This is a genomic window from Providencia sp. 2.29 (assembly GCF_015832305.1).
Taxonomy (GTDB): Bacteria; Pseudomonadota; Gammaproteobacteria; order Enterobacterales; family Enterobacteriaceae; genus Providencia; species Providencia stuartii.
The window spans coordinates 771,998-797,155 of the sequence record NZ_CP065420.1; the positions used below are offsets into that span (position 1 = coordinate 771,998).

Genomic DNA, 25,158 nt, shown 5'->3' on the forward strand with positions numbered 1-25,158 from the left:
TATTATTTCGATTTATTATTGATAGACTTGCGATGTTTCCAATACATCATGATGGAGCCGATAAGCCCACCGATGAGCAAAAGTACAGGTAAGATCATTAATACGCTAATGACGATTTGTTCATGTTGCTTCACAAAAGGAATTTGGTTCAGTGCATATCCTAATGTCACGATAATGCCTACCCAAAGTAAGCCACTTAACCAATTGAAGAGTTGAAAACGTCGATGGCTTAGCTCAGACAGCCCAGCTAATACCGGCAATAGTGTGCGGACAAAGGCTAAAAAACGACCGATGAGTAAGGCGTAAAGGCCTTGTTTATGAAACATATGGTTGGCTTTATCATGATATTCATGCGGGATCTGTGAGAGCCAACGCTTAACGATTTTTGTTTCACTCAACCACCTTCCTTGAAGAAAACCGAGCCAACACCCCAAGCTTGCCGCTGTTGTTAGTAGCAAAATGGTCGGAATAAAGTGCAGCACTCCTTTTGCAATTAAGGCTCCCGAAAGGATCAATAAGGTATCACCAGGTAAAAAAGCGGCGGGGAGTACCCCATTTTCTAGCACAATGACTACAAAGAGAACTGTGTAAATAACCCAAAGCACTTCTGGATTGGAGAGTTTAAGGAAATCATGATGCCAAAGCGCCAGCACGATTTCGCGTAGTACTTCCATAATTGTTCCTGTCTATCTACGAAAAAGCGAATTTCTTTTCTTATATTACAGGAAAAAACCATACCAAGTTTGATTTGTTTACTAAATGAGAGGATTAGTTGATAAATAAGATGATTGAATTTTCACGCTTTCATCTTGGGTCGATGATGAAAGCGTGTAACAAAACACCATTATTGGATACGTTCAAATGCCAATGTGAGGTCATCAATTAAATCTTGGGGATGCTCCAGACCAACATGAATACGGAAAAAAGTACCCTCATTGGGGGTAAAATCATACTGACGCATGCTGATAAGATCTTCTTTTTGGTATCCCAAAATCAAAGATTCATAACCTCCCCATGAATACCCCATCTTAAAATGGCTGAAGTGATTTAAGAAATTTTCAAACTGTGTTTGGGATAAGCGTGATTTTAATTGAAAAGAGAATAGCCCGTTGCTGCCACTAAAATCACGAACAAAGAATGAGTGCCCCGGACAAGAAGGAAGCGCGGGATGGAAAACCCGTTCAACTTCAGGGCGCTGCGCTAACCACTGAGCAACAGCTAAGCCATTGGTTTCATGCTGTTTGAGTCTCGTTGCTAACGTATGTAAGCCGCGACCGGCCATATATACCGTATCAGGATCGGCAGTCTGACCGAGTAAATAAGAGTTTTCGCGAAGGGGTTCAATGCAGCGCTCATTAGCAACGGCAACGCCTAACATACCATCCGAGTGACCATTAATATATTTAGTCGCAGACTGGATAGAGATGTCGATGCCTAATAATAAAGGTTTTAATAACACGCCCGCGGCCCAAGTGTTGTCAATCATAATAATAGTTTCGGGGGCTTTTTGACGTATCGCTTGCACAATAGCAGGGAGATCATGAATCTCCATAGTGATAGAACTGGGCGCTTCTAAAAAGACTATTCGAGTATTAGGACGGATAAGCTCAGCGATACCAGCTCCAATCATCGGATCAAAATAGTCCGTTGTAACGTTTAGTTTTGTTAGGATCTTATCGCAAAAGTTTTGTGTGGGATCATAAGCTGAGCCTGTGACAAGAATATGATCTCCCGAAGAGATAAAAGATAACAGTGCATTGGTGATTGCGGCCGCCCCTGAGGGATAAAGTACCGCACCTGCACCACACTCTAATTCCGTCATCGCCTCTTGAAATGCAAAGTGAGTTTGTGTTCCACGACGCCCATAAAAAAGTACAGAATTGGCTCTGTTTTGTGTCGCATGGCGCTTCTCAGCAAGGGTGTTGAATATTACGGATGAGGTGCGCTGGATTATAGGGTTCACGCCTTTTTGAGTAAAAGCAGGGTTTCTACCAAGGTGCACGAGTTGAGTTTCTGGTTTGATCTTAGCCATATTGCGTCCTTTAGCTGCTCCTGAGCGATACGAAACAAAAAGAGAATACTTGAAGTTAAATGATTTTGTTGAAGATGTACAAGTGTAAACGTCCAATCGGATTTTTTTTCATGTCACTCAGTAATAGTCTCACTGTTGTTGAGGGCATATTTGTTAAAGCGCAAGAAATATGAAAAAAATATTGAATAGTAATGATAATTACTATCAATTCGCGCAGCGTTTGATATTATCTGCACCATCTTTTGAAAAAAGAGATGAATTGGGCGAGTCAATTTCGCTTTTATAGGTTAGTCGGTGAACGTGAAATCATCGGCACGAATTTATTAATAGAACACAGAAAAAGAGAGTATAAGGCCAACTGATGCGTAAACTAACAGCTTCTATTCTATTGGCGATAGGCCTGTTGGGGACAGCAAATGCTGAAACCACACCAGCAACAACCCCAGCGACATCCACAGCGTCAGCCCAAACAACACCAGCGGCACCGGCGACTGAAACAAATACCCCATCGGCAGCAGCACCGGCACAAACTCAAGCCGCAGCAGAAAATGGTGCAACAACACCAGTGGTTAGCGAAAGTATTGAGATTGCGACCGAAAACCAAGGTGGCTTTGATAAGGACCTATCGGTCTGGGGTATGTACCAAAATGCAGATAACGTTGTTAAAACAGTCATGATTGGTCTGGTTTTGGCATCAGTGATTACATGGGCCTTGTTCTTCTCTAAAGGCATCGAGTTATTGGCAGCGCGCCGTCGTTTAAAAGCTGAAGTAGCACAGCTTAATAAGGTCAAATCGTTAGATGAGGCAATGAGCATCGCTGAAGGTTTTAAGGCAAACAGTGTAACCCGTTTATTGTTAAAACAAGCGGTTGTGGAAAGAACACTGTCAGCACAAAGCACAGATCTTTCTGGTATTAAAGATCGCACAGGGTTCCGTCTTGAGCGTTCAATCGCTGCAATTAGCCGCCATATGGGGCGTGGAAATGGTTATTTAGCCACCATTGGGGCGATTTCTCCGTTTGTTGGGTTGTTTGGTACGGTTTGGGGGATCATGAACAGCTTCATTGGTATTGCTCACTCACAAACCACTAACTTAGCCGTTGTTGCTCCAGGGATCGCGGAAGCATTATTAGCAACAGCAATTGGTTTGATCGCAGCAATCCCTGCCGTTGTTATTTATAACATTTTTGCCAGAATGATTAATAACTACCGTGGTCAGGTCGGTGATGTTGCAGCACAGGCTGCGTTACTATTAGGTCGCGATCTGGATCTGGCAAATAGCAAAGCAAGGTAACGATTATGGCAATGCGTTTAGGTGACGAACAAGACGATAGTGGTGAAATGCACGAGATCAACGTAACACCGTTTATCGATGTTATGTTAGTTCTGTTGATTATCTTTATGGTTGCCGCTCCTTTGGCAACGGTTGATATCAAAGTGGATTTACCTGCTTCGACAGCGAAACCGCAACCACGTCCAGAAAAACCGGTCTTTCTGACGGTAAAAGCGGATAGCCAATTATTCATAGGAGACCAAGCTGTAACAAAAGAGCAGTTAGCGGCCTCTCTTGATCTGGCAACAAATGCGAATAAAGATACCACAATTTTCTTCCAAGCGGATAAGAGTGTTGATTATGAAACAATGATGGATGTAATGAATGCATTGCGTCAATCAGGGTATCTTAAAATTGGCCTAGTAGGCATGGAAGCGGCGGCGTCTAAGTAGTTCGCTAGTATCTTTTTCTATAGTAAGCGCACTTTATCCTTTTACATATAGTGGGGTGATAAGGTGCGTTTTTTATTGAGGGTTTAAATCTACAGGCACCAAACTGCATCATTGAGTTGCCTAAGTCACAATTTTTTTCTTGATTCGGTATGACGTATTGCGAGTAATGATTAGTTTTTTGAATTAATTTTATGACTTCTTTGTAATTTATCCGTTGAGTTGTATGGTTTTTTTTTGTCCACTAACACATCTTTTTTTGCCTAGTTCCTCAATAAGTGATTATTAAAAATAAACTATTTTTCTATTAGGATGTTATTTTATTTTGTGAGTTTTTAAGTAATTACGCGTATTTTTTATTTTTGCGTAGATAAAGGGTTTTTTATTTCGCTTTTATAACCTTTTGTTTTACATATAAAATTCTTATTATATTATTGAGAGTATAAATACAGATTATATTTATCCATTACAAGTGTTATTGAGTAGAATAGATAATGAAATAAATTAGATTAATGCTTATTCAAATTATGATATCTATATAAATAAATCTAACAATTAAATGTTAATTATTATCTAGATAAGAAGAGTTAATTGAATAATTTGTTTTGTAACATTTTAAAGATGTCGCTATTTATGTAAATTATTATTAAAAATATATAATTATGTTTTTTATATTTAACGATAATAGTGTAATAATATGATTTTATTCATTAAAATTGAATTTGCGTTGAAATTTTAGTTAAATGAAAAAAACACTTGCGCAACAATTATGTTGAGTTATAATGCGGTCAATAACATTTAGAAATACTTTTAAACACTTTTCATCTTTCAAATTTTTTTATTTTCTTTATTCGCCAAACTAGGGAAAAATAAAGTCATCTTGATAATTTGAGTTAGTAAAAATGATCTATATCGTATTATTTTTTAACTTACGGATGAATGCGTTTTTAAGTTGATAAATGTTATTACTGGAGTCAAATGGGCTGACTTCAGACTACGCATAGCATGCAACGCCGTTATACGGCAATTTCATATTATACTCCTCTACTATAGATAAAATAAGACTACACATTCCCGCGTTATCTCTGATAACGCTTTTTTTTTGCTTAAATTTCTTTTATAAAACATAAAGTTAATGTAAGTTTTCAAAAATCTTCATGTTAATGGCAAAACCTGAGATGCAATATAATCAACCTAGGGTATTGCGAGCCATCCTTTTATTTTCGATAGGTTATTATATCTGCTGTAAAAATCAGCGATTGAAGGGATAGACCGTGAAATATTTATAGCATATAGCTTCCCGAAACTAATTATCGGAGTATGATGTTATCCCTATCTGCTGTGGGGAATATGCCAATTTGCTTTCTTGCAACCATTGGGGGGCTTGTGAAGCGGGCATGCTATACAACGGCGGGGTTCTCTGCCAGGTTCTGGCGCGAATGAATTGGACGTTAAAATGACTTGGTCTGAGTTTAAATCTCACTATCTCATCCGTTTTTGGAAACCTCTACCTGCGGTTATTGCGGCAGGGATCTTATCCACCTATTACTTTGGTTTAACAGGTACATTCTGGGCTGTTACTGGTGAATTCACCCGTTGGGGTGGGCATATCATGCAGTTATTCGGTGCTGAACCCGAAAACTGGGGATATTTTAAAGTCATTGGCTTAGAAGGTAGCCCCCTAGATAGAATTGATGGTGTGATGATCATCGGTATGTTTGCGGGGTGTTTTGCGGCTGCGTTATGGGCAAATAACGTAAAATTACGTATGCCACAACACAAGATACGTATTTTCCAAGCAATTATTGGCGGTATTATCGCTGGTTTCGGTGCGCGTTTAGCGATGGGGTGCAACTTAGCCGCATTTTTTACTGGGATCCCTCAGTTTTCTCTGCACGCATGGTATTTTGCTATCGCAACCGCAGTAGGCTCCTATTTCGGTGCTAAATTCACATTAATGCCGATGTTTAGGATCCCTGTTAAGCTCAAAAAAGTCTCTGCTGCTTCTCCATTAACACAACACCTAGATGTGGCAAAAAAACGCTTTAAATTAGGGATGACTATCTTTTTAGTCGCGATCGCGTGGGGCTTTTATACCTTATGGGATGCGCCCGTATTAGGTATCGCCATTCTATGCGGTATTGGGTTTGGTTTGCTTATTGAACGAGCACAAATTTGTTTCACCTCCGCTTTTCGTGACTTATGGATCACCGGAAGAACACATATGGCAAAAGCCATTATTATTGGTATGGCGGTGAGCGCAATTGGTATTTTTAGTTATGTACAATTAGGTGCAACGCCAAAAATTTTATGGGCTGGCCCGAATGCCATTATTGGCGGGTTATTGTTTGGGTTTGGTATTGTGCTTGCGGGGGGCTGTGAAACGGGCTGGATGTACCGTGCCGTAGAAGGGCAAGTCCATTATTGGTGGGTCGGTTTCGGTAATATTATCGGAGCAACCATCCTTGCTTACTATTGGGATGATTTAGGCCCTTGGTTAGCAACAGATTTCGATAAAGTGAATTTGCTAGAAACCTTTGGTCCACAAGGGGGATTAGCGGTGACTTATCTGTTGTTAGCTTTAGCATTTATCTTGATGTTGGTGTGGGAACGCTATTTTTTCCGTAAACGTCAATCACCAGTTTCAACATCAGCGGAGGTTGTATGAGTCATAAAGAAATCATTCCTGACTATCGATTAGATATGGTCGGGGAGCCTTGCCCTTATCCGGCCGTAGCGACATTGGAAGCGATGCCATCCTTAAAAAAAGGGGAAATATTAGAGGTGGTCAGTGATTGCCCACAATCAATTAATAATATCCCTTTGGATGCCAAAAATTATGGTTATACCGTGCTGGATATTCAGCAAGATGGACCAACTATACGTTATTTGATCCAGAAATAACGATACTTGCCATACTTTAAGTTGCAGTGCTGTTGGCGGCTTCCACAGACCCTAGTGACATACTTATGTATGCTTCTAGGGATCTGCTCGTTTGCCGCCTTGCTGCAACCTGAATGAGTTAGATGATCTGCTGAAGTGAGCTTCGAGGTTCCCGCCTCAGAGAGATATCGGCATTATAGGCTTATGAATTGCCATGTTAATCATTAAATAATAATAGGTGGCAATCCCCCTATTTTCTAAATCACGGTTCTTCTTGCCAGTTAGTTAAATCAAGAACAAGTTCACATTCATCATCTAAATAAGCCCCTGTAGGAATAAAACCAAGCTTTTTATAGAATTCAAACGGGCTTTCTTCTCCTTCGCCACAGCTATTATAAAGTCGTGGATAACCTTTCTTTTTTAAATAGCGGATCACTTGAAGAAGGGCTTCGCGACCAAAGCCTAATTTTTGATAAGGCTCTGCTATCATAAAGCGCCATAGCATAATTCCATCATATTCAAGCTCGTCATCATCTAGCCCCGAATGCAGCATAATAAAACCAACGGGAACATCGTCAGCATATATACCGCGATACCATGCACAATCGGAAAATTGAGCTTCAACAATAGAATAGGCATTATCCGCTACCATACCGCGTTGTGCTTCGCTGAGCGTATGGCTGAGTAGGCAAATTTCCGAAAAATTATCTGCCGTAATTTTTTGTAGCGTGACAACTGAATGTTCATCCACTTCGGGTTCGATGAGCTCTTTCATAACAATTCCTGCGATTGAAGTTGACCTTATTTTGATAGTTAACGTGATTCGTTTAGTTATTTTTATTTAACAAATAAACGTTGCGATAATTTTGTTATCAAGATGTAATTCAATTCACCAGAGATTGAGTAGGCAGTCAATGAATTAATAGTGGCAATGCTAGCGAGGTCTAAAAAGTGATGGCAACACGGTGGATCGTCTGCTGCCATCTGGGGATATGGCATCGATTAATGTTCAGCTTCACCGCCGAGAACATCAATAAGGCGTGCAATCAGGGCGCTCAGTTCCCCTGTCATAAGCACATAATCGGCATCAAAACGCTGAGCATAATCTTCTTTACCGATATCATCGTTTTGTTCTTTTAATGTATCACTGAATTTTAGTCTTTTCAGTGAACCATCATCAGACAGCATAAATTGGATCCGTTCTTCCCAGTCTAAAGCCAGTTTAGTCACTAATTTCCCAGCCTCAATATGGGTCGCAATTTCATCAGAAATCAGATCCTGCTTTTTACAACGAATGATGCCACCTTCCTCTAGAATGGCTTTTAACTCTGCTTCATCCATTACGGCAAAACCTTGAGGCAGAGAGCCTGAGCGGATCCATTCGGTTAACGTTAGCTCAATAGGATCTTTAAAAGTTAGCGGCACAACAGGCAGTGAACCGAGGCTTTTACGCAATAGTGCTAAATTATCCTCTGCACGTTTAGCGCTGGCGGCATCAACAATAATCAATTGATTGACGGTATCAATCCAAATGTAGGTTTTATTGTATTTGCTGAATGCTCTTGGTAATAAGGCATGGACAACCTCATCTTTAAGAGAATCTTTTTCTGTTTTTTTCAGTTTACGGCCTTGGTCTGCTTCAAGTTTTTCGATTTTTTCTTGTAGCTCCTGTTTGATGACAGGGGAAGGCAGCATTTTTTCTTCTTTTTTGGCACAGATCAGTATTTGGTTACCCGCGGCATGGGTCAAAGCATCAGAACCTTTCATGGGTGACACCCATCCCGTTTTCATCATGTCTTGACTACCACAAGGATGATAGGCCAGAGGGGCAAGCTGTCTTTCCAGATCGTCAGCACTGAGAGCCAGATCACGATTCAGACGATAGACCAATATATTCTTGAACCACATGAAAAACCTACCTTTGTTGATGGATTACCTGTTTTAGCCGGTGGCTATGATAACGAATTGTCGGTTATTAAGCGAAAAAAAATGCCTTCTTGGCGTATTTGTTGTGTTTATAGGCCTCAGTTTTGTCGCTAATCGCTTGAAATCGATAGGGTATACAGGCAATGATACAGAAAATAGCTAAGTAGTGGGTGTGATGATGAGAATTGGAATTGACCTTGGTGGTACAAAAATAGAAGTGATTGCATTAGATGATAATGGCGAAACTCTATTTAGAAAGCGCGTGGCGACGCCCAGAGGAGACTATAACGCAACGTTAAATGCGATTGCAGGTCTTGTTCATGATGCCGAAGTGGCCACGGCGAGAAAAGGAAGTGTGGGAGTTGGGATCCCCGGGACACTATCACCTGTGACAGGTAAAGTGAAAAATGCCAATTCCACATGGCTCAATGGTCAATTTTTTGATGTAGATTTAGCGCGAATACTTGAGCGGCCTGTAAAAGTCGCCAACGATGCTAACTGCCTTGCTGTTTCAGAAGCCGTTGATGGTGCAGGCAAAGGGGCAAAAGTGGTATTTGCAGTGATCATTGGTACGGGATGTGGTGCTGGTATTGCGATCAATGGTCAGGTTCATTCTGGTGGTAATGGGGTCGCGGGGGAATGGGGCCATAATCCATTGCCTTGGCAAGACAGCCAAGACGCATTGTTTCTTCAAGAAGAGCAATGCTATTGCGGGCTAACAGGGTGCACTGAACTATTCGTATCTGGAACAGGTTTTATGGCGGACTATCGTAAATTGTCTGGTGAAACCAAAATAGGTTCAGAAATCATCGAATTGATGAAGTCTGGGGATCCACATGCAATAGCCGCAATGACACATTACCAATCTCGGCTTGCTAGAGCATTAGCTCAAGTTATCAATATGCTCGATCCCGATGTCATTGTGCTCGGTGGTGGAATGAGTAATGTCGAAGGCTTATATCAAACATTACCTTCACTGGTGAAAAACTGGGTATTCGGTCGTGAATGTGATACGCCAATTCGGCAGGCCATTCATGGTGACTCAAGTGGGGTGCGTGGGGCTGCATGGCTTTGGCCTAAATAGTTATGTACCGTCAATAATTTTGTGACTTATATATGATTAAATAGTGCTTATTAAGATAAACAGTGACTTCGATGGACAAGAGAGGCACTGTTTATCAACGCTTATCGAAATATCAACGAATAGAACGCACACATTCACTATATGTAATGCTGTTTGTACTATTTTTACAGAGAATATAAGCAAGGGTTATTTTGCACAAATCAACGTAAGGGGAATTACGGTGAATACTATTTTTAAATTATCAGCATTAGCTTTATTCGTGGCATTCAATGCCAATGCCGCAACAGTTGATTTACGTGTTATGGAAACGTCTGACATACACAGCAACTTGATTGATTTCGATTATTTTAAGGATAAACCAACGGATCAATTTGGATTGGTGCGTACTGCAAGTTTAATTAAGGCGGCTAAAGGTGAAGTGACAAATGCCGTCTTAGTTGATAATGGTGATTTAATTCAAGGCAGTCCTTTAGCGGATTATATGGCAGCAAAAGGCCTTGAGGAAGGGGAGTCACATCCTGCTCATAGTCTAATGAATACAATGGGCTATACTGTAGGTAACTTTGGTAACCATGAATTTAATTTTGGTTTAGATTATCTGCAAAAGGCAATTGCAGGGGCAAAATTCCCTTATGTTAACGCCAATATCATCGATGCTAAAACGGGTAAAAACTATTTTACTCCTTATATTATTGTTGATACTCCCGTCAAAGATCGTGATGGAAAAACCCATAACTTAAAAATTGGTTATATTGGTTTTGTTCCCCCACAAATTATGATTTGGGATAAACCCAATCTTAGTGGCAAAGTGACGGTCAACGATATTACGGAAACCGCCAAAAAATTTGTGCCTCAAATGAAAAAAGAAGGTGCTGATTTAGTGGTGGCAATCCCTCACTCCGGTTTTTCACAAGAGCCTTATAAGGCAATGGCTGAAAACTCTGTTTATTATCTGAGTGAAGTACCGGGAATAGATGCGATTATGTTTGGTCACTCTCATGGGGTATTTCCAAGTAAAGATTTCGCCAATATTAAAGGTGTTGATATTACCAAAGGTACCGTTAACGGGATCCCAGCGGTGATGCCAGGCCAATGGGGGGATCACCTTGGTGTCGTCGACTTAGTCGTCAATAATGACGACGGCAGTTGGAAAGTTGTTGATGCGAATGCGCATGCTCGACCCGTTTATGATAAAGCCAACAAAAAAGCGCTGGTTGAGCGTGATGATGAATTAGCGAAGATCATTGATAAACCTCATAACGATACACGTCAGTTTGTTGGGAAATTGATCGGAAAAGCCTCCGATAATATGTACAGCTATTTGGCATTAGTTCAAAGCGATCCAACGGTACAGATAGTGAATGATGCGCAAGTTGATTATACGAAACATTATATTCAAGGTGACCCTGACCTTGCTGACTTGCCTGTATTGTCTGCAGCTGCTCCATTCAAAGTAGGTGGACGTAAAAATGCGCCTGACGAATTTGTTGAGGTTGAAAAAGGAGATCTAACCTTCCGCAATGCCGCTGATTTGTATTTATATCCAAATACACTAGTGGTTGTGAAAGCGACAGGTGCCGAAGTGGTCGAGTGGCTGGAGTGTTCAGCGGGTATGTTTAACCGTATTGATCCTCAATCAACATCACCGCAAAGCTTAATTAACTGGGATGGCTTTAGAACTTATAATTTTGACACTATCAGTGGGATAAATTATCAAATCGACCTCACTGAGCCTGCAAAATATGATGTAGATTGCCAGCTAGTCAATAAACAGGCGAATAGAATTAAGCATGTCACTTATCAAGGGAAACCAATAGACCCGAAAGCTACCTTCTTAGTTGCAACCAATAATTATCGAGCATACGGCGGTAAATTTGCCGGAACGGGCGATAATCATATTGCGTTTGCTTCCCCAGATGAAAACCGTGCCGTATTGGCCTCTTATATTGCGAAAGTTTCTAAAGAACACGGTGAGGTTACCAGTAGAGCTGATAATAATTGGTCATTCTTGCCAATTAAAACAGATAAGGCTCTCGATATTCGTTTTGAAACCTCTCAGAGTGATAAAGCTGCGAAATTCATTCAGCAGAATGCCCAATACCCATTAAAACAGGTAGGCACTGATGATATTGGTTTTGCTATTTACCAAATAGACTTAACTGAGAAATAAGCAGTATCGAATTTAGTACCATTATTAAAATTTGATCATTAAAAGCCTCGTTATTGTTAATTTCATTTTAATAATAATGGGGCTTTTTTTATTGAAGGTATAAAAATCACTACCTCGTTATTAAAGATAAAAGCTGAAAAACATCATTAATAGGCGGTGAAAATAGGAGATACAATTCTGATATATAACAAAAGGGTTAGTCTAATTGTGTTTGTGTTTCTATCTAAGAATGAAATAAACAATAAGAGAAATATTAATTTTTTTATATATTTTTAATGTTAATTAATTTTTTTCATTACAAAAAGTTCTGTTCAATATATTCATTTTTTTAATATGAAATTTTTCTAAAAAAAGAAGATGAACTCATTTTTTATAATATCATTCAAAAAATGATTTTCTATAAAGGACGCTTTTTCAAGATGAAATCCAAAGATAATGTAATGTAAATATTAGTTATGTAATTAAATAGGTAACTTTACACAATTTTAAATTGTGAAAGGGGGCACTTTTTTATTTCTAGTTTCTATTATTGATGATTGATTTATGATTAAATTTTAATATAAATGAGTTACTCTAATTGCGAGTATTAATGATGATAATCTAAAAATGCAAATAGGTTGATATATATTAATACATAAAATTGATTTTTTTGGTGTTAATGTCGATTTTTCAACATTAAGTAGATTTTTTATCTTCTTTAATTGCTTGTTGATTTCTAAATCAGATGTTAATTCTGGTTTGGGATATTTGATTAACATTATGTTTTTATTGGCGTTGTTTGACTTCCGATAATTCTAGTTTCTATTTTTATTTTCATAATATATTTTACTCTTTCGTGAGTGGTGTTATTTGTTTTTAAATTATGGATACGTAATATATTTGACAAGAACTAATCTGAATCAATGTGTGAATAATAAATTCAGAGGTACCCGCATATGGAAAATGAAAGATATAAATATTCATTGTCTGTTGGGCAAAGAATAAAGTCACTGAGATTGCAAAATGGTTGGAGTGGAGAAGCATTAGGTAAAATAACAGGAATAAGCCAACAGCAAATTTCTAGATTTGAACATGGAGTTAATAGAATTGATGTCGAATCATTAGCAAAATTTGCTAATGCCTTTAATGTAGATATCGTCGTGTTATTGTCTGATTATGACAAAACTATTTACGATAAAAATATATTTGTCGCGAATACTTTAGTTATTTAGTTATTTAGTTTTTGGAATGTTGTCTTAAATGGATTTAGCTCTTACTTAAATGTGTAGTCAGTTGTCCTTATTTTTAATAATAAAGGATTGGAATTGTTTTATCTTAACAAAGGTTAAATATGAAAAAATCACTTTTAGTTTTATTCATTGCATCGTCAATTTCGGCATCAGCATTAGCGGCAGATGGTACTATTACGTTCAACGGTGAAATCACTGCAACAACTTGTGATGTCACTACGGGTAATGGTGGTGACTTCACAGTCACTCTGCCAACAGTATCGACTACTGCATTGAGTTCTGCTGGTGCAACAGCAGGTAATACATCATTCACTATCGAACTGGCTAACTGTAGCGTTAGTGGTGTTGATGTAGCAGCAAACTTCGAAAGTTTGACAAGTGGTGATGCAGTAACTGGTAATCTTATCCCAACAACTGCACCTGCTAACGTACAGATCGGTTTAGCAGACCAAGCTGGTAACGCTGCGAAAGTAAACGGCGCGCCAGCAGGTAGCCAGCCAATCGTTAATGGTGCAGCTACATTGGCATACCAAGCATTCTATTATGCGAAAGATGTAGTAACCGCTCCAGGTGCTGTTACAGCACAAGTTAACTATACATTGACTTATCCATAATAAGTTAATTCTGCCGGGGGAATTCATTCCCCTGGCAGATCAATAAAAGACTAAATTATTACAACTTAGAGTAGGGTTAGGTCATTATGATAACTAGGCTATCTATCATAAATAAAATCGTTTTATTTATTTCATTATTCATTGTATCAACATCCATGTATGCCAGCGTTATTATTAATGGCACTCGTGTTATATATAATGAAAAATCTAAAAGTAAAACAGTACAGTTGGTTAATGATAATAAATGGCCAGCTTTGGTGCAAGTTTGGCTAGATAATGGAGATCCTAATGAGTTACCTGAAAATATTAAAACTCCATTTTCAATTACACCACCGATATTTAAAATGTCTGCTGGAGCAGGTCAAAATTTAAGGTTAACTTATCTTGGTGATTCTTTACCAAAAGATAAAGAGTCTATTTTTTATTTGAACGTGTTAGAAATTCCACCTGAGAATGAAGATACTGCTTCTCAAAATAAGAATACAATGCAAATTGCCATTCGAACAAGAGTGAAATTATTTTATCGACCAACAGACATTAAAATGCCTGCACAGGTTAATGAAAAACTTTCTTTCTCAATAAAGAAAACGGCAAAAGGAAATGAGTTGCTTGTTAAAAATAACTCGCCATGGTTTATTACTTTTCAGGATGTTACATTATCTGAAGGGAATAGAAAGTTAAGCTTAGAAGGGAATATGGTTGCGCCATTCTCTGATATTTATCTGAATAGAGGAAAAGGTGTAGCAATACCCAATGATTTTATTAATGCAAAAAAAGTTAGCTACTCAGTCATTAATGATTATGGTGGCTTAGATTCCTACGAGTCTAATTTATAATAAATGGTATTGCTATGAAAATAAAATTACTTTTTGTTCTTGTTTCTTTGTCTTTAGGGTATGGTAGATTTGCATTAGCGGTAGAAGAAAACCAAAATGAAAAGAAATACTCTTACAATGAGGGGTTCTTATTAGGTAATGCTAAAGATATATCAATAGATAAATTAACAGAAGACCAAATTACTCCAGGTAATTGGTATGTCGATTTATATTTAAATAATGAATTTCTTTATAATAAAGAGATTAGATTTTATGAAAATGAACAGGGACGTGTTGTTCCTTGTTTAACCAAAGAAGATGTTGATGGGTTTAACATAAAACCAGAATATTTAGGGCTAATAGAGTCTAATGGTGAATGTGAAGACTTAAAATCATTATCAAAAGATGTTCAAGTTAATTTAAAGCAAGATATATTACGATTAGATATTTTAATTCCTCAAGCAATGGTGGAGTATTCAGCACGCGGCTCTGTACCAATCAGTGCTCTTAATGAAGGGGTTCCTGCTTTTTTTATGAACTATAACCTTAATGGGTATAGTACTCGTAGTCATGGTAAGGACGAACATTCTGCTTACGGAAATATATCGGCTGGGCTTAATTTAGGCTTGTTTAGAATTCGCCATCAATCTAATTTGCAATACAATGAAGATGATAAATTTCATCATGAAAGCATCAGAACGTATGTTCAGAGAGCTATTCCACAAATAAAAAGTGAATTAACGGTTGGGCAATCTTTTACCGATGGAAGCCTATTTGATAGCTTTTCGTATACCGGTGCTGAATTAGCGACTGATAACCGAATGCGTCCACAATCAATGCAAGGGTTTGCGCCAACAGTTAGGGGGGTTGCAAATAGTAATGCTCGGGTAAGAATAATACAAAATGGTTTTGTAATATACGAAACGAATGTCTCTCCCGGTGAATTTACGATCAATGACCTTTATGCAACAGGTTATGGCGGTGATTTAACTGTTGAAGTGACTGAAGCAAATGGCAGTGTTTCCACGTTTGTCGTGCCATTCTCAACGGTACCAGGTTTATTAAGACCGGGTCAGATTGATTATAGCATTGTGAGTGGTAAGTTACGGGGTGATCATACTTCTTCCGATATTTTTGCTCAATCAACAATAAAATATGGTTTAAGTAATATTCTAACGCCATTTGCAGGGGTGCAGTATTCCAATAAATACCAATCTGGGTTATTAGGTTTTGCGGTTAATACACAAGTCGGTGCATTTAGCTTTGATATGGCAAGCTCAAAAGCTGAATTAGACAATAAACGTACCTATAACGGTGCTCGTGCGCGAGTCACGTGGAATAAAGACATTAATGCCACTGGTACAAATATTGCGTTAGCTGGTTACCGTTATGAATCGCAGAACTATTTAAGCTTATATGAAGCAAGTTCTTATCGTGATAGTTATTTGTTTAATGGCGAAAGCATTAACCCAAGACGTTCCCAATATGTATTAACGGTTAACCAAAATTTAGCGGATTATGGTACTGTGTATGTCAGTGGTTCATTGCAAACTTGGCGTGATAATTTGCCAGATACTAAGCAATTGCAAGCTGGCTATATGAATAACTTTAAAGGTATTGGTTATAGCTTTACCTATATAAAAATGTATCGAAATGGCGATCAGGGTGGAGATAATAACTATATGTTTAACGTCTCTGTACCATTCTCACTTTGGTATCCAGAACAGAATACGTTATTAAGTAGCTCCATAACACGTTCTGATTCAGATCATCGTTGGTCAAATAATACGACAATTAGTAGCTCTTTCGGTGAAGATAATTCTATTTCTTGGAACGCGACAGCGAGTGATATTGGTAATTCAAACAGTAGCTTCTCTGGAAATATTCAGAAAGATTTCTCTTCGGCTTCTGTAAACGCGGGTTATTCACAAGGTAATAATTACAAGTCATTATCGGTGGGAGCAAGTGGTGCATTAGTGGCTTATCAAGGTGGCGTTATTCCGTCTCGCTATTTAAGTGATACTTTTGCGATTGTGGAAGCTAATGAAGCGGAAGGTGCATCAGTAGCCTCATGGAGTAATATTGTTATTAATGATAGCGGAAAAGCCGTTGTACCTTCATTAGTACCTTATCAATATAATACACTGTATCTTAATACAGAAAATATGGATACAGATGTTGAATTAGATAATAACTTAGCCAAGATAGCACCTTATGCAGGGTCTGCGGTATTAGTGAAATTTAATACACAAAAAGGTAACAACATTACTTATCGTATTATTTTACAAGATAAAAAAGCAGTGCCGTTTGGTGCCGATATTTATGATGAAAATAATAATAAGATTGGTTTAGTTGGGCAAGGTGGCTTAGTACATTTTAATTCTCAATCTGAACAAGGAACAGTTATTGTTAAATGGGGTGAAGGTAGTCATCAACGTTGTAAGTTTGATTATAACATCTCAAGTAATAGTTCTATTTCTGAATCTGTTTGTTATTTTTATTAAGGTTGTATGTTGTTTAAGAAGAAATGATTTCTTAAAGTGCTACTGTGCCTTATTTAATTTACGGTTTTTATGGTTAATAAGTTCCGATACTTTTCTAAAATATGAAAATTAGTATCTTTTAAAGATTAACTATTCAGTGTTGGGCTTATTAATCATTATGTTTTTTATTAATTTACCCATAAGTTTTTAAAGAAGACTTATTCGTTAACAAGTATTTTGGGGGCGTTATGTTTATATCTAAACGAGCCATAACATCAATTGGTTTTATGATTTTATTTTTCGCTGGAACAGCAAATTCCACTTGTATTATCCAAAATGGTGGGATACCTGGAACACAAGTGAGTATTGGCTCTAAGGTTGACGTCAGTATATATGGGTTACAATTTCAGCCTGCTGGAACAAGAATTGCTTTTGATTCTATAACGAGCACTCAAATGGCATCATTAATGGGCGCTCCGCCAGATCGTGTCGTTTTTAAATGTGATATCGCTGATGCATCCTCTATTTTTGAAATATACTATTTACCTAAAACTTATATTTTCGATAACGCCGCTCCCGCGTTTACGTATGACAATATAAAATATTGGGGAACGAATATTCAAGGAATGGCTTTTGAACTATTTCTAGGTATGAATAGAGATGCTTCATATCAATTTGATAATGTGGTGAATGCGAAGCCTATGGCATATGACATAGATCCTGATAACCCACAAAAAATTAATATTAAGCTGAAACATTTTTCGGGTCTTTCTATTGAACAGGTTCGCTCTCAGCAAAATGTCAGTGGTAACTCGTTAGGTACCGTTGGGGTCGTTAATAGAGGGGTTGTTGGGTTCAAAGGCCCTGGGATCAATAATACGATAAATAATAACTATGAACCCGCAGGCTACACTTTTTTTAAAATACGTCAGCGTCCAGTCGGGGGACGTCAGGTTACAACTTGTGGTTTGAAATCGTCGACATCAACCGTTTATTTAGGTAGCCATTCATCAAATGATATTCCATCAACTCCTACTCCTTTTTCTTTCACATTAGAATGTCAGAAAGGGGCTAAAATTAGTTATGGTTTTGCACCTGGTGAAGAAAATAGGGCTATGAATGAGGTTGACTATTTATTATTAGATCCTAATTTAGGCTCGACAGCAAAAGGGGTCGCGATTGAAATATTAAATTCATCGGGGCAGAGAAATAAACTACTTCGTTTAGGAGCAATTGATTCACCAATTCCTACAGCAAATAATTGGACTAGCGTTTCTGTGCCAACGACAGGCGCTGCAACACATGAGCTGCTATTAAACTTTACAGCACGCTATGTTCGTTATGGAACTGAGCCAATTAAACCAGGTAAAGCAAACAGTAAAATGACCATAACGTTAAATACTAATTAAATTTAACTATCAAATAAAAGCTTAGTTAATTTAGTATCGTTGAAAGAGTTAGCAAGATTTCGCTAACTCTTTTAATAAATAAAGAGCATTAATCGTAGGTCACATTTAGAGTGGGTTTATTGTTGAATTGATTATATTCGACTTTTACAAAATCAGAACTGAGTTTTTTGGCATTTTTAAGTGAACTGGTTTTGGTGATATTTTTACCATTGCGGAAACATTCAAGATCAATTTGTTCGCTACTGGATACTTTAACTGCGCATTGTGGCTCATAGACATAGCCAATAAAAGTAATGGTTCCACCTCCGATTCGATTGGTTGCAGCATGGGTAAAAGTAAAACTGGAAATGAGTAAAGCAGTCACTGTTACAATTGAGGATAAACATTTCATTGCTTCTACCTCCTAGTTGAACTAGCGCTAGTTAAATAACACGAGTAGCGCGTTACAAAATTCTCACTGACTAGTTTAGTTCAAATACGAGTAAAAAATATGATTTATGCTAATAAAATATCGATTTTATTTAGTTTATTTTGTAACAGTATGAAATTTAAACGAATTTATTTAGTGTAATATTCTAAAAAGATAGCTAAAAATAGATAGATACCGACAATAAGTCGGTATCTAATAGAGATTATCAATATGAAATTTTATTAGATTGCTATTAATTGATTTTATATTCTAAAGGATTAGCGTTTGATAGCATGGGTTGTGGAATAACTAATTGATATTGCATATCAATAATAATCGGATCCCTTGGTGTTGGCTGGTATTGAAAAGTGATATATCACATTATTTGGCAGGTGATTTGCCCTTGTTTTAATCAACAAGGGCTTTTTATTCGAATTTTATTCTGATTATTTAAAGATTTTGAAACGAATTTCATCATCCATAAAGTCTTTATCACCCGCAGGAGCATTAATTGACCCAAATACCATTTGAGCACGTAGTACCCAATTATCAGGTGTTCCCCACTCTTTTTGTACCTGAGTATCAATGAGTGGATTATAGTGTTGCAGTGATGCCCCGACGTTTTCTTGCGCTAAGGCTGTCCATACCGCAAATTGTGCGATACCGCTGGCTTGTTCTGACCAGATTGGGAAATTGTCGGCATAAAGTGGGAATTGCTCTTGTAAGCCTTTCACGACCGCCATATCTTCGAAAAATAAGATAGAGCCAGCACCCGCAGCGAAGCTATCAATTTTTTGTTCAGTAGCTGCAAATGCCTGTTCTGGCACGATGGCGCGCAATGTTTCTTTGGTGATGTTCCACAGTTTTTTATGCTCTGCGCCAAATAAGATCACAACACGTGATGTTTGTGAGTTAAAAGAAGAAGGTGAATGTTTTACTGCTTCTTTAATTAATTTTGTAACATGCTCTTCAGAAACTGGTAATGCATCGCCGAGGTTATAAATAGTGCGACGATTTTTAATCATTTCAATAAATGCGTTTGACATGTGAGTCTCCTAGCTATTTGTTAAGTATTACTATAGCGCTGTGAAGGGAAAATCATAGAAAAAAAAATTAACGGTAAGGTTCAAATTTTTCGGCTGAGTCAATTTAATTGTTTTTTATTAAAATCAATTAAATACAAATTGTTATTTTTTATGATTACATTGGGGAGCATCTATCAGCCCTTCATGATAGAAAATTGAAAGAAATTTTTGATTGATGTGGTAAGGCGCTTTTATCTAGGAATGTCTTGTTCCTATGATAAAGCGCCATTTATATTTTAACGGATACGATATCGGCTAGGTAATTCACTAAAGCCAAAACCGTTGGTCTTTTTCACGGGGATCTGTACAGAAATTCGCTCTTTCATCGCTTCAACATGGCTAATTACCCCAATCGTTTTTCCGGATGCATTCAGGCTTTCTAACGCATCTAAGGCAATATCTAATGTTTCAGGGTCGAGTGTGCCAAAGCCTTCGTCGAGAAATAAAGACTCGAGTTGAGTTTTGTTACTCACCATATCCGATAATGCGAGAGCAAGCGCTAGGCTGACTAAGAAACTTTCTCCGCCAGAGAGGGTTTTAATATCCCTGATAGTATCGGCCTGCCAGCCATCAATCACTTGTAATTCCAGATCCGCATTATGATTACGTTTTAGCAAATAGCGACCATGTAGCTTATCCAAGCGCAGATTAGCGAGAGAAATGAGGCAATCAAAGGTTAACCCTTGCGCGTAACGGCGGAATTTATCTCCTTCCGCTGAGCCAATCAGTTCGCAGAGATATCCCCAATCTTCATAGTGGGATTGGCTCTGCTCGATTTCTTGTAATAAGCCACGTTGTTGGTGACGTTGTTGTTTGTCTGCTTCGAGTTGGCTGAAGATCTGCCCCTGTTGTTTATTGAGATTTTTAATCTCCTCATCAAGCTGAATAATTGCTTGCTGCCACTCCTCCAAGCTTGCCTCAATATGATCATCGGGCTTTTGGGCCAAATGTTCTTGTCGTGCGCGCTCACCTTCTTTATAACGGGTTTGCGCTTGTAAACGTGACTGGAGTAATCGTTGTTGCAATTGTTCAAGTTGCAGCTTTTCATCCGGCGCTAATAGTGCGGCTAAGAATGCTTGCTGTGTTGCAAATGGGCTAGTCGAAAGGGCATGCTCGAAGCGCTGCTGTGCTGTGGTTAACTGATATCGTGTCTTTTCTATCGTCGTGATGACCTCGTTAAGGCTGCCTTTTAGAGAAGCTAAGTGTTTTTCATGATGCGTGACCTGCTCATTAAGTTGTTGTTGCTGATGAGCCAGTTTGTTTTGCTGATCTTGCAATCTACCCATAAATTGTGAAATAGATTGCCCATCAAGTAATAGCTGCCGTGCCGCCTGTTTTTGTTCAACCTGTTGTTGTAACTGTTGCAATTGCTGTTGCGTATTTTCTAGCCGTTTACTTAAATGGGTTTGTTGAGCTAACTCAACTTGCAACGTCGCCTCAGCGACCGCTATTTTTTGGCTAATATCTTGCGCACTTTGTTTTTTCGCAGCATATAGCTGACCACGCTGCTCTAGTAACGTAAACCACGGTTCAAAACTTTCGCTTTCAGGCAACCTAAATTCAGCCAAAGCCCCGTGGAGCTGTTGCTGCTGCTGATTATGGCGCTGTTGGTGTACGACATGCTCTTTTTGTGTTTCATCAATAAGTTGGTGCTGATGCTTAATTCGTTCAGTAAGCAAGGCGAGCGAGGATTGTTGCTGTTTATTTAATGACTGCTGCTCATGTAATCGGTGTTTAAGTTGTTGATATTCACGTTCGAGGGCGGTGAACGCCTGTAATGACTGCTGTTTCTCTGATAACTGTTTTTGGATATCCGTGAGCAACTGCTCTACGGCAGCATGAGTCGTGGTCAGTTCAGGGGCGAGAGCCTTCTGGCACGCGGTCATCCATTGTGTTCGCAGTTGACGCTCTTGAGCTATAAGCTGCTGTTGTGCCTGTTGATTTTCTGCTTGGCGCTGCATTTCTCTTTGCAGTAGCGACTGTTGAGTGACTTGCGTTTGCTTAAGCTCTTCTAACTGTTTGGTTAATGCGATTAAGCGCTGTTCAGTTTGCGTTGGCTCTACAGATTGATATTGTTCAATTGCAGGGTGTTCGGTAGAGCCACAAAGTGGGCAAGGCTCACCCGCAATAAGTTGTTGGCGCTCCTTTTCTAAACTGACGATTTTCTGCTCTAAGCGTAACCGCGCATTCAAATCTGTTAAATGAGGCTGAAGGTGCGTAATTTGTGTTTCAGTTAGCTGGAGCTGCTTTTCAGCCTGAGAAATTGATTGGGTTAGCTCCTCTTGCTGGTGTTGTTTGATTTTTAATTGGTTTTGCTGCTCTTGCCATTGAGATAACAATAAAGGTAAAAGTTGGGCATGTTGTGATCTGGTGTGTAGCTGTTCTATTGATTGATTAAGTTGTTCAATATCTTGTTTTTCTTGCCACTCTAGATAGCGACTTTCAACGAGTTGATATGCCGCAGTATCCTGTTCAAGTTGGTGCTGCGTTTGGGCATTTTGCTCAATTTGCTGTTGTTGCTCGCTAACTAATGCTGACTGCTCTTGTTGCAGTAGTTGTTGTTTTTGCTCTAAGGCTTGTACTTTTTGACTCAATTCATCAATAAATTGACCTTGTTGCCGCCATAAACCTATTTGTTGGGTAATAGCCGCATCTTGGGGATGTTGCTGTAGGTAATGTTCAATTTGTTGTAACTCTTCACGGTCCAAATGAGCTTGATGTTGGGTTCGAGTAATTAAGCTGTGCTGCGATTGATATTCCGTGTGATATTGCTCTTTTTGTTCTGAAATTTCTTTAATCTGTTGGTGTAGATGAAGAATCGCATTATCTAATGGGCGAACGTGGGTATCGATCAACACGGTTTGCTGCTGAACATAATTTTGGTGCTGGCTATGCTCATGTTGGACTTGAGCAAGTTGTGCTTGTAAAGGCGCAAGTTGTTGAGTGTTATTTTCACACTGTTGTGAAAGGCTCTGTTGCTTCTCTAATAATTCATTTAATGCCTGTTGTTGGCGTTCCACATCCTGCCATAAAGGGCGCAAATTTTCAGCAGGCAGATTGTCTGAGAGTTTTTTAAACTGAGGCTCAGCGTCTTGATATGCCTTTTCAGCCTGCTGTTGATCAAGCTCTAACTGATGTAAGCGGGCAGTTAACTGTTGTTGGCGTTGCTGCCAATACAACGCTTGTTGGTTTCGCGTTCGTTTTTGATTAAGCTGCCTTTCTTGGTCTGCTAATACGGTTTGTTGTTCGATGAGGGCTTGATGTTCGCTTTCGGTGAGCAAATGAATGCTTTGCGCTCGAGCTTTTAAAATCTCTAAATCATTTTTGACCTGTTTGTGCTGGCGATAGATATAGCTGGATATTTGACTATAAATTTCCGTGCCGGTGATCTCTTCTAACAGATCGGCTCGCTCTTTTTCGCTCGCATTTAAAAAGGCGGCAAAATCCCCTTGTGAAAGCAAAATAGACTTTGTAAACCGTCCGAAATCTAGCCCTGTGATCTGAACAATTTGTTCTCGTATGTCACTGACTTTTTCCGCAATGATTTTACCGTCACTGACAGTCGCTAGCTCGGCTTTTGGCGGTTGTAATTTTCCTTCTGGCTTGTTGCTGGCTCGTCGTTGGCTCCAAAATGCGCGGTAAGCGATACCTTTGACCTCAAATTCCACTTCAGCCAAGCACTCGCCAGTATGGCGTGTCATAAGCTCATTTTGTTTAACGGATAGTGTACTTAAACGAGGTGTTTGGTGATAGAGTGCGAGACAAATAGCATCTAGTAAGGTGGTTTTACCCGCCCCAGTAGGGCCTGTGATCGCAAACAATCCTTGGCTAGCAAACGGCTCTTGGGTGAAGTCAATTTTCCATTCGCCTTTTAGAGAGTTAATATTTTTTAGGCGTAGACTTAAGATTTTCATGAATTTCCCTCTAACTCAGCACGCAAAGCGTCATAAGATTGCCTAAAGAGTACTAATAAGCGCTGCTCTTTTTCTTTATCATCTAGCGACTCTTCCGCTAAACGACGCAAAAATACCTCTTCGGCGGTAAGCTCATTTAAGGTTTCATTAGCGAGAGCTTGTTGGGGGTTTTGTGGTTTACGTGCACGGCGTAACAATACAACTTCAACGGGTAAGCCTTTGATAATACTTTCGATACGTTGTTGGATATCAGCAAGATAGTCCTGTGAAGCGACTTCGATATCTAACCAAACTGGGGGCGTATCTGGCTTGATAGAGAGTGCATGTAACTGATTTTGAATGTCTGCAAGTGACCCTTTTAGTGTTTGCAAAGGTTGAAAAGTTGGGATCGCAAGTTGGTGGATTTGCGACAGTTCGCGGCCATCAAACTCCACTAAGCAAACACTTTTTTGTTGGTTCGCTTCATCAAAGCTTAATGCAATCGGTGAACCAGAGTAACGAATATGTTGCTGTTGACCAATAACTTGCGGACGATGAATGTGCCCCAAGGCGATATAGTCAGCCGGAGGGAAAGCGGCAGAGGGAAATGCGTCTAAAGTACCAATATAGATATCACGCACAGAGTCCGTCAATTCAGCCCCGACAACCGTTAAATGCCCCGTTGCGATAATTGGGATATCTAACCCCATAGTTTGCCGCTGCTGCTCGGCAAGCTGATAGCTAGCTTGGTAATAGTCACGAATGGCTGTTTGTAATGATAGCTGCTTCTCTTCACTGCTCTGTCCTGCAACACTTAATTGAATATCTCTAGGGCGTAGAAAAGGGATCGCACACAACAGTGCTCCGGGTTGCCCTTGTGCATTCTTTAATGTGATCACATGGGGCGTTGCTCCTGAAGTGACGACATCCGTATTCAAATAGGCAAGCAGTGAACTGGTTTCATTTAAGACGGAAACAGAGTCATGGTTACCACTTAGGATCACCAATTGGCAACCTGTTTGCTGTAGCGAGACGACAAATTGATTATAAAGCTCACGGGCATAACTTGGGGGGGAGCCGGTATCAAAAATATCTCCCGCAACAATCATGGCATCAACTTGATGAAGTTTGACCTGCTCAATAAGCCAAGTTAAAAACTGTTGATGTTCGGCTGCGCGGCTTTTAGTGAAAAAATACTGGCCAAGGTGCCAGTCAGAGGTATGGATAATACGCATGAAGGCCCCTTCCTACGGCTTTATATGTATACTATGCTCAGTATACCCTATCATGACCCTTTAAGGGGATCTCTGAACAAGCAGACAATTCAATGTGATAACGATAGGCGAAGCAGCAGGCGCGACGATGTAAAGTATGACGAGAATGTTTCACTTAAATGACAATTTA

Annotated in this window: 19 protein-coding genes; 11 read left to right on the forward strand and 8 right to left on the reverse strand. The window is 39.1% G+C overall.

The features are described from left to right. Nucleotides 1-2 precede the first annotated feature (2 nt). The gene (locus I3B46_RS03315) at nt 3-674 is read right to left on the reverse strand and encodes a DedA family protein (RefSeq protein ID WP_004926866.1); all 672 of its coding nucleotides are present in this window, start codon (nt 672-674) and stop codon (nt 3-5) included. Between the two features lie 170 nt (nt 675-844). After that, the gene (metC, locus tag I3B46_RS03320; RefSeq protein ID WP_040132821.1) at nt 845-2,032 is read right to left on the reverse strand and encodes a cystathionine beta-lyase; all 1,188 of its coding nucleotides are present in this window, start codon (nt 2,030-2,032) and stop codon (nt 845-847) included. 361 nt (nt 2,033-2,393) lie between these two features. Between metC and exbB the strand changes: the two genes are divergently transcribed. From exbB to yedF, 4 genes are all read left to right on the forward strand, one after another. Beyond that, nucleotides 2,394-3,326, forward strand: a complete 933-nt coding sequence (gene exbB, locus I3B46_RS03325) for a tonB-system energizer ExbB (protein WP_004926872.1) — start codon at nt 2,394-2,396, stop codon at nt 3,324-3,326. Nucleotides 3,327-3,331: 5 nt separating this feature from the next. After that, nucleotides 3,332-3,757, forward strand: a complete 426-nt coding sequence (gene exbD / locus I3B46_RS03330) for a TonB system transport protein ExbD (RefSeq protein WP_004926875.1) — start codon at nt 3,332-3,334, stop codon at nt 3,755-3,757. Nucleotides 3,758-5,210: 1,453 nt separating this feature from the next. Beyond that, nucleotides 5,211-6,422, forward strand: a complete 1,212-nt coding sequence (yedE, locus tag I3B46_RS03335; RefSeq protein ID WP_014656793.1) for a selenium metabolism membrane protein YedE/FdhT — start codon at nt 5,211-5,213, stop codon at nt 6,420-6,422. After that, entirely contained in the window at nt 6,419-6,658 is a 240-nt protein-coding gene (gene yedF / locus I3B46_RS03340; protein WP_004926886.1) for a sulfurtransferase-like selenium metabolism protein YedF, read from the forward strand. The genes yedE and yedF overlap by 4 nt, the downstream gene beginning before the upstream one ends. Nucleotides 6,659-6,899: 241 nt before the next feature. Here yedF and I3B46_RS03345 read toward each other — a convergent pair whose 3' ends face one another. Continuing rightward, a complete protein-coding gene (locus I3B46_RS03345) occupies nt 6,900-7,412 on the reverse strand; it encodes a GNAT family N-acetyltransferase (protein ID WP_004926889.1) in 513 nt (170 codons plus the stop codon). 227 nt (nt 7,413-7,639) lie between these two features. Then, a complete protein-coding gene (gene rdgC / locus I3B46_RS03350; protein ID WP_004926895.1) occupies nt 7,640-8,545 on the reverse strand; it encodes a recombination-associated protein RdgC in 906 nt (301 codons plus the stop codon). Nucleotides 8,546-8,741: 196 nt separating this feature from the next. Between rdgC and mak the strand changes: the two genes are divergently transcribed. From mak to I3B46_RS03385, 7 genes are all read left to right on the forward strand, one after another. Next, nucleotides 8,742-9,647 carry a fructokinase gene (gene mak, locus I3B46_RS03355; protein ID WP_014656791.1) on the forward strand — a complete coding sequence of 302 codons (906 nt, stop codon included), beginning with the start codon at nt 8,742-8,744 and terminating at the stop codon, nt 9,645-9,647. A 220-nt stretch (nt 9,648-9,867) separates the two neighbouring features. Beyond that, entirely contained in the window at nt 9,868-11,817 is a 1,950-nt protein-coding gene (locus I3B46_RS03360) for a bifunctional 2',3'-cyclic-nucleotide 2'-phosphodiesterase/3'-nucleotidase (RefSeq protein WP_014656790.1), read from the forward strand. Between the two features lie 935 nt (nt 11,818-12,752). Continuing rightward, nucleotides 12,753-13,028 carry a helix-turn-helix domain-containing protein gene (locus I3B46_RS03365; protein WP_163761915.1) on the forward strand — a complete coding sequence of 92 codons (276 nt, stop codon included), beginning with the start codon at nt 12,753-12,755 and terminating at the stop codon, nt 13,026-13,028. 119 nt (nt 13,029-13,147) lie between these two features. Beyond that, nucleotides 13,148-13,660, forward strand: a complete 513-nt coding sequence (locus tag I3B46_RS03370) for a fimbrial protein (RefSeq protein ID WP_004926913.1) — start codon at nt 13,148-13,150, stop codon at nt 13,658-13,660. A gap of 86 nt (nt 13,661-13,746) precedes the next feature. Next, nucleotides 13,747-14,496 (forward strand): fimbrial biogenesis chaperone, encoded by a 750-nt coding sequence (locus tag I3B46_RS03375; RefSeq protein ID WP_014656789.1) that lies wholly within the window; start codon nt 13,747-13,749, stop codon nt 14,494-14,496. A 14-nt stretch (nt 14,497-14,510) separates the two neighbouring features. Then, nucleotides 14,511-16,979, forward strand: coding sequence for a fimbria/pilus outer membrane usher protein (locus I3B46_RS03380; protein ID WP_014656788.1), 2,469 nt, complete (start codon nt 14,511-14,513; stop codon nt 16,977-16,979). A 227-nt stretch (nt 16,980-17,206) separates the two neighbouring features. After that, nucleotides 17,207-18,367: a fimbrial protein gene (locus I3B46_RS03385; protein ID WP_004926924.1), complete on the forward strand. Its 1,161-nt coding sequence runs from the start codon at nt 17,207-17,209 to the stop codon at nt 18,365-18,367. An 88-nt stretch (nt 18,368-18,455) separates the two neighbouring features. Here I3B46_RS03385 and I3B46_RS03390 read toward each other — a convergent pair whose 3' ends face one another. From I3B46_RS03390 to sbcD, 4 genes are all read right to left on the reverse strand, one after another. Beyond that, complete coding sequence (locus I3B46_RS03390; RefSeq protein WP_004926928.1) at nt 18,456-18,758, reverse strand: hypothetical protein; 303 nt, start codon at nt 18,756-18,758, stop codon at nt 18,456-18,458. A 464-nt stretch (nt 18,759-19,222) separates the two neighbouring features. Next, on the reverse strand, nt 19,223-19,822 hold the full coding sequence (locus I3B46_RS03395) for a nitroreductase family protein (RefSeq protein WP_004926931.1): 600 nt from the start codon (nt 19,820-19,822) through the stop codon (nt 19,223-19,225). 275 nt (nt 19,823-20,097) lie between these two features. Beyond that, nucleotides 20,098-23,775, reverse strand: a complete 3,678-nt coding sequence (locus I3B46_RS03400) for an AAA family ATPase (RefSeq protein ID WP_104872995.1) — start codon at nt 23,773-23,775, stop codon at nt 20,098-20,100. Beyond that, nucleotides 23,772-24,989, reverse strand: a complete 1,218-nt coding sequence (gene sbcD / locus I3B46_RS03405; protein WP_102957334.1) for an exonuclease subunit SbcD — start codon at nt 24,987-24,989, stop codon at nt 23,772-23,774. Before sbcD ends, I3B46_RS03400 begins: the two co-directional genes overlap by 4 nt. Nucleotides 24,990-25,158: the final 169 nt, after the last annotated feature.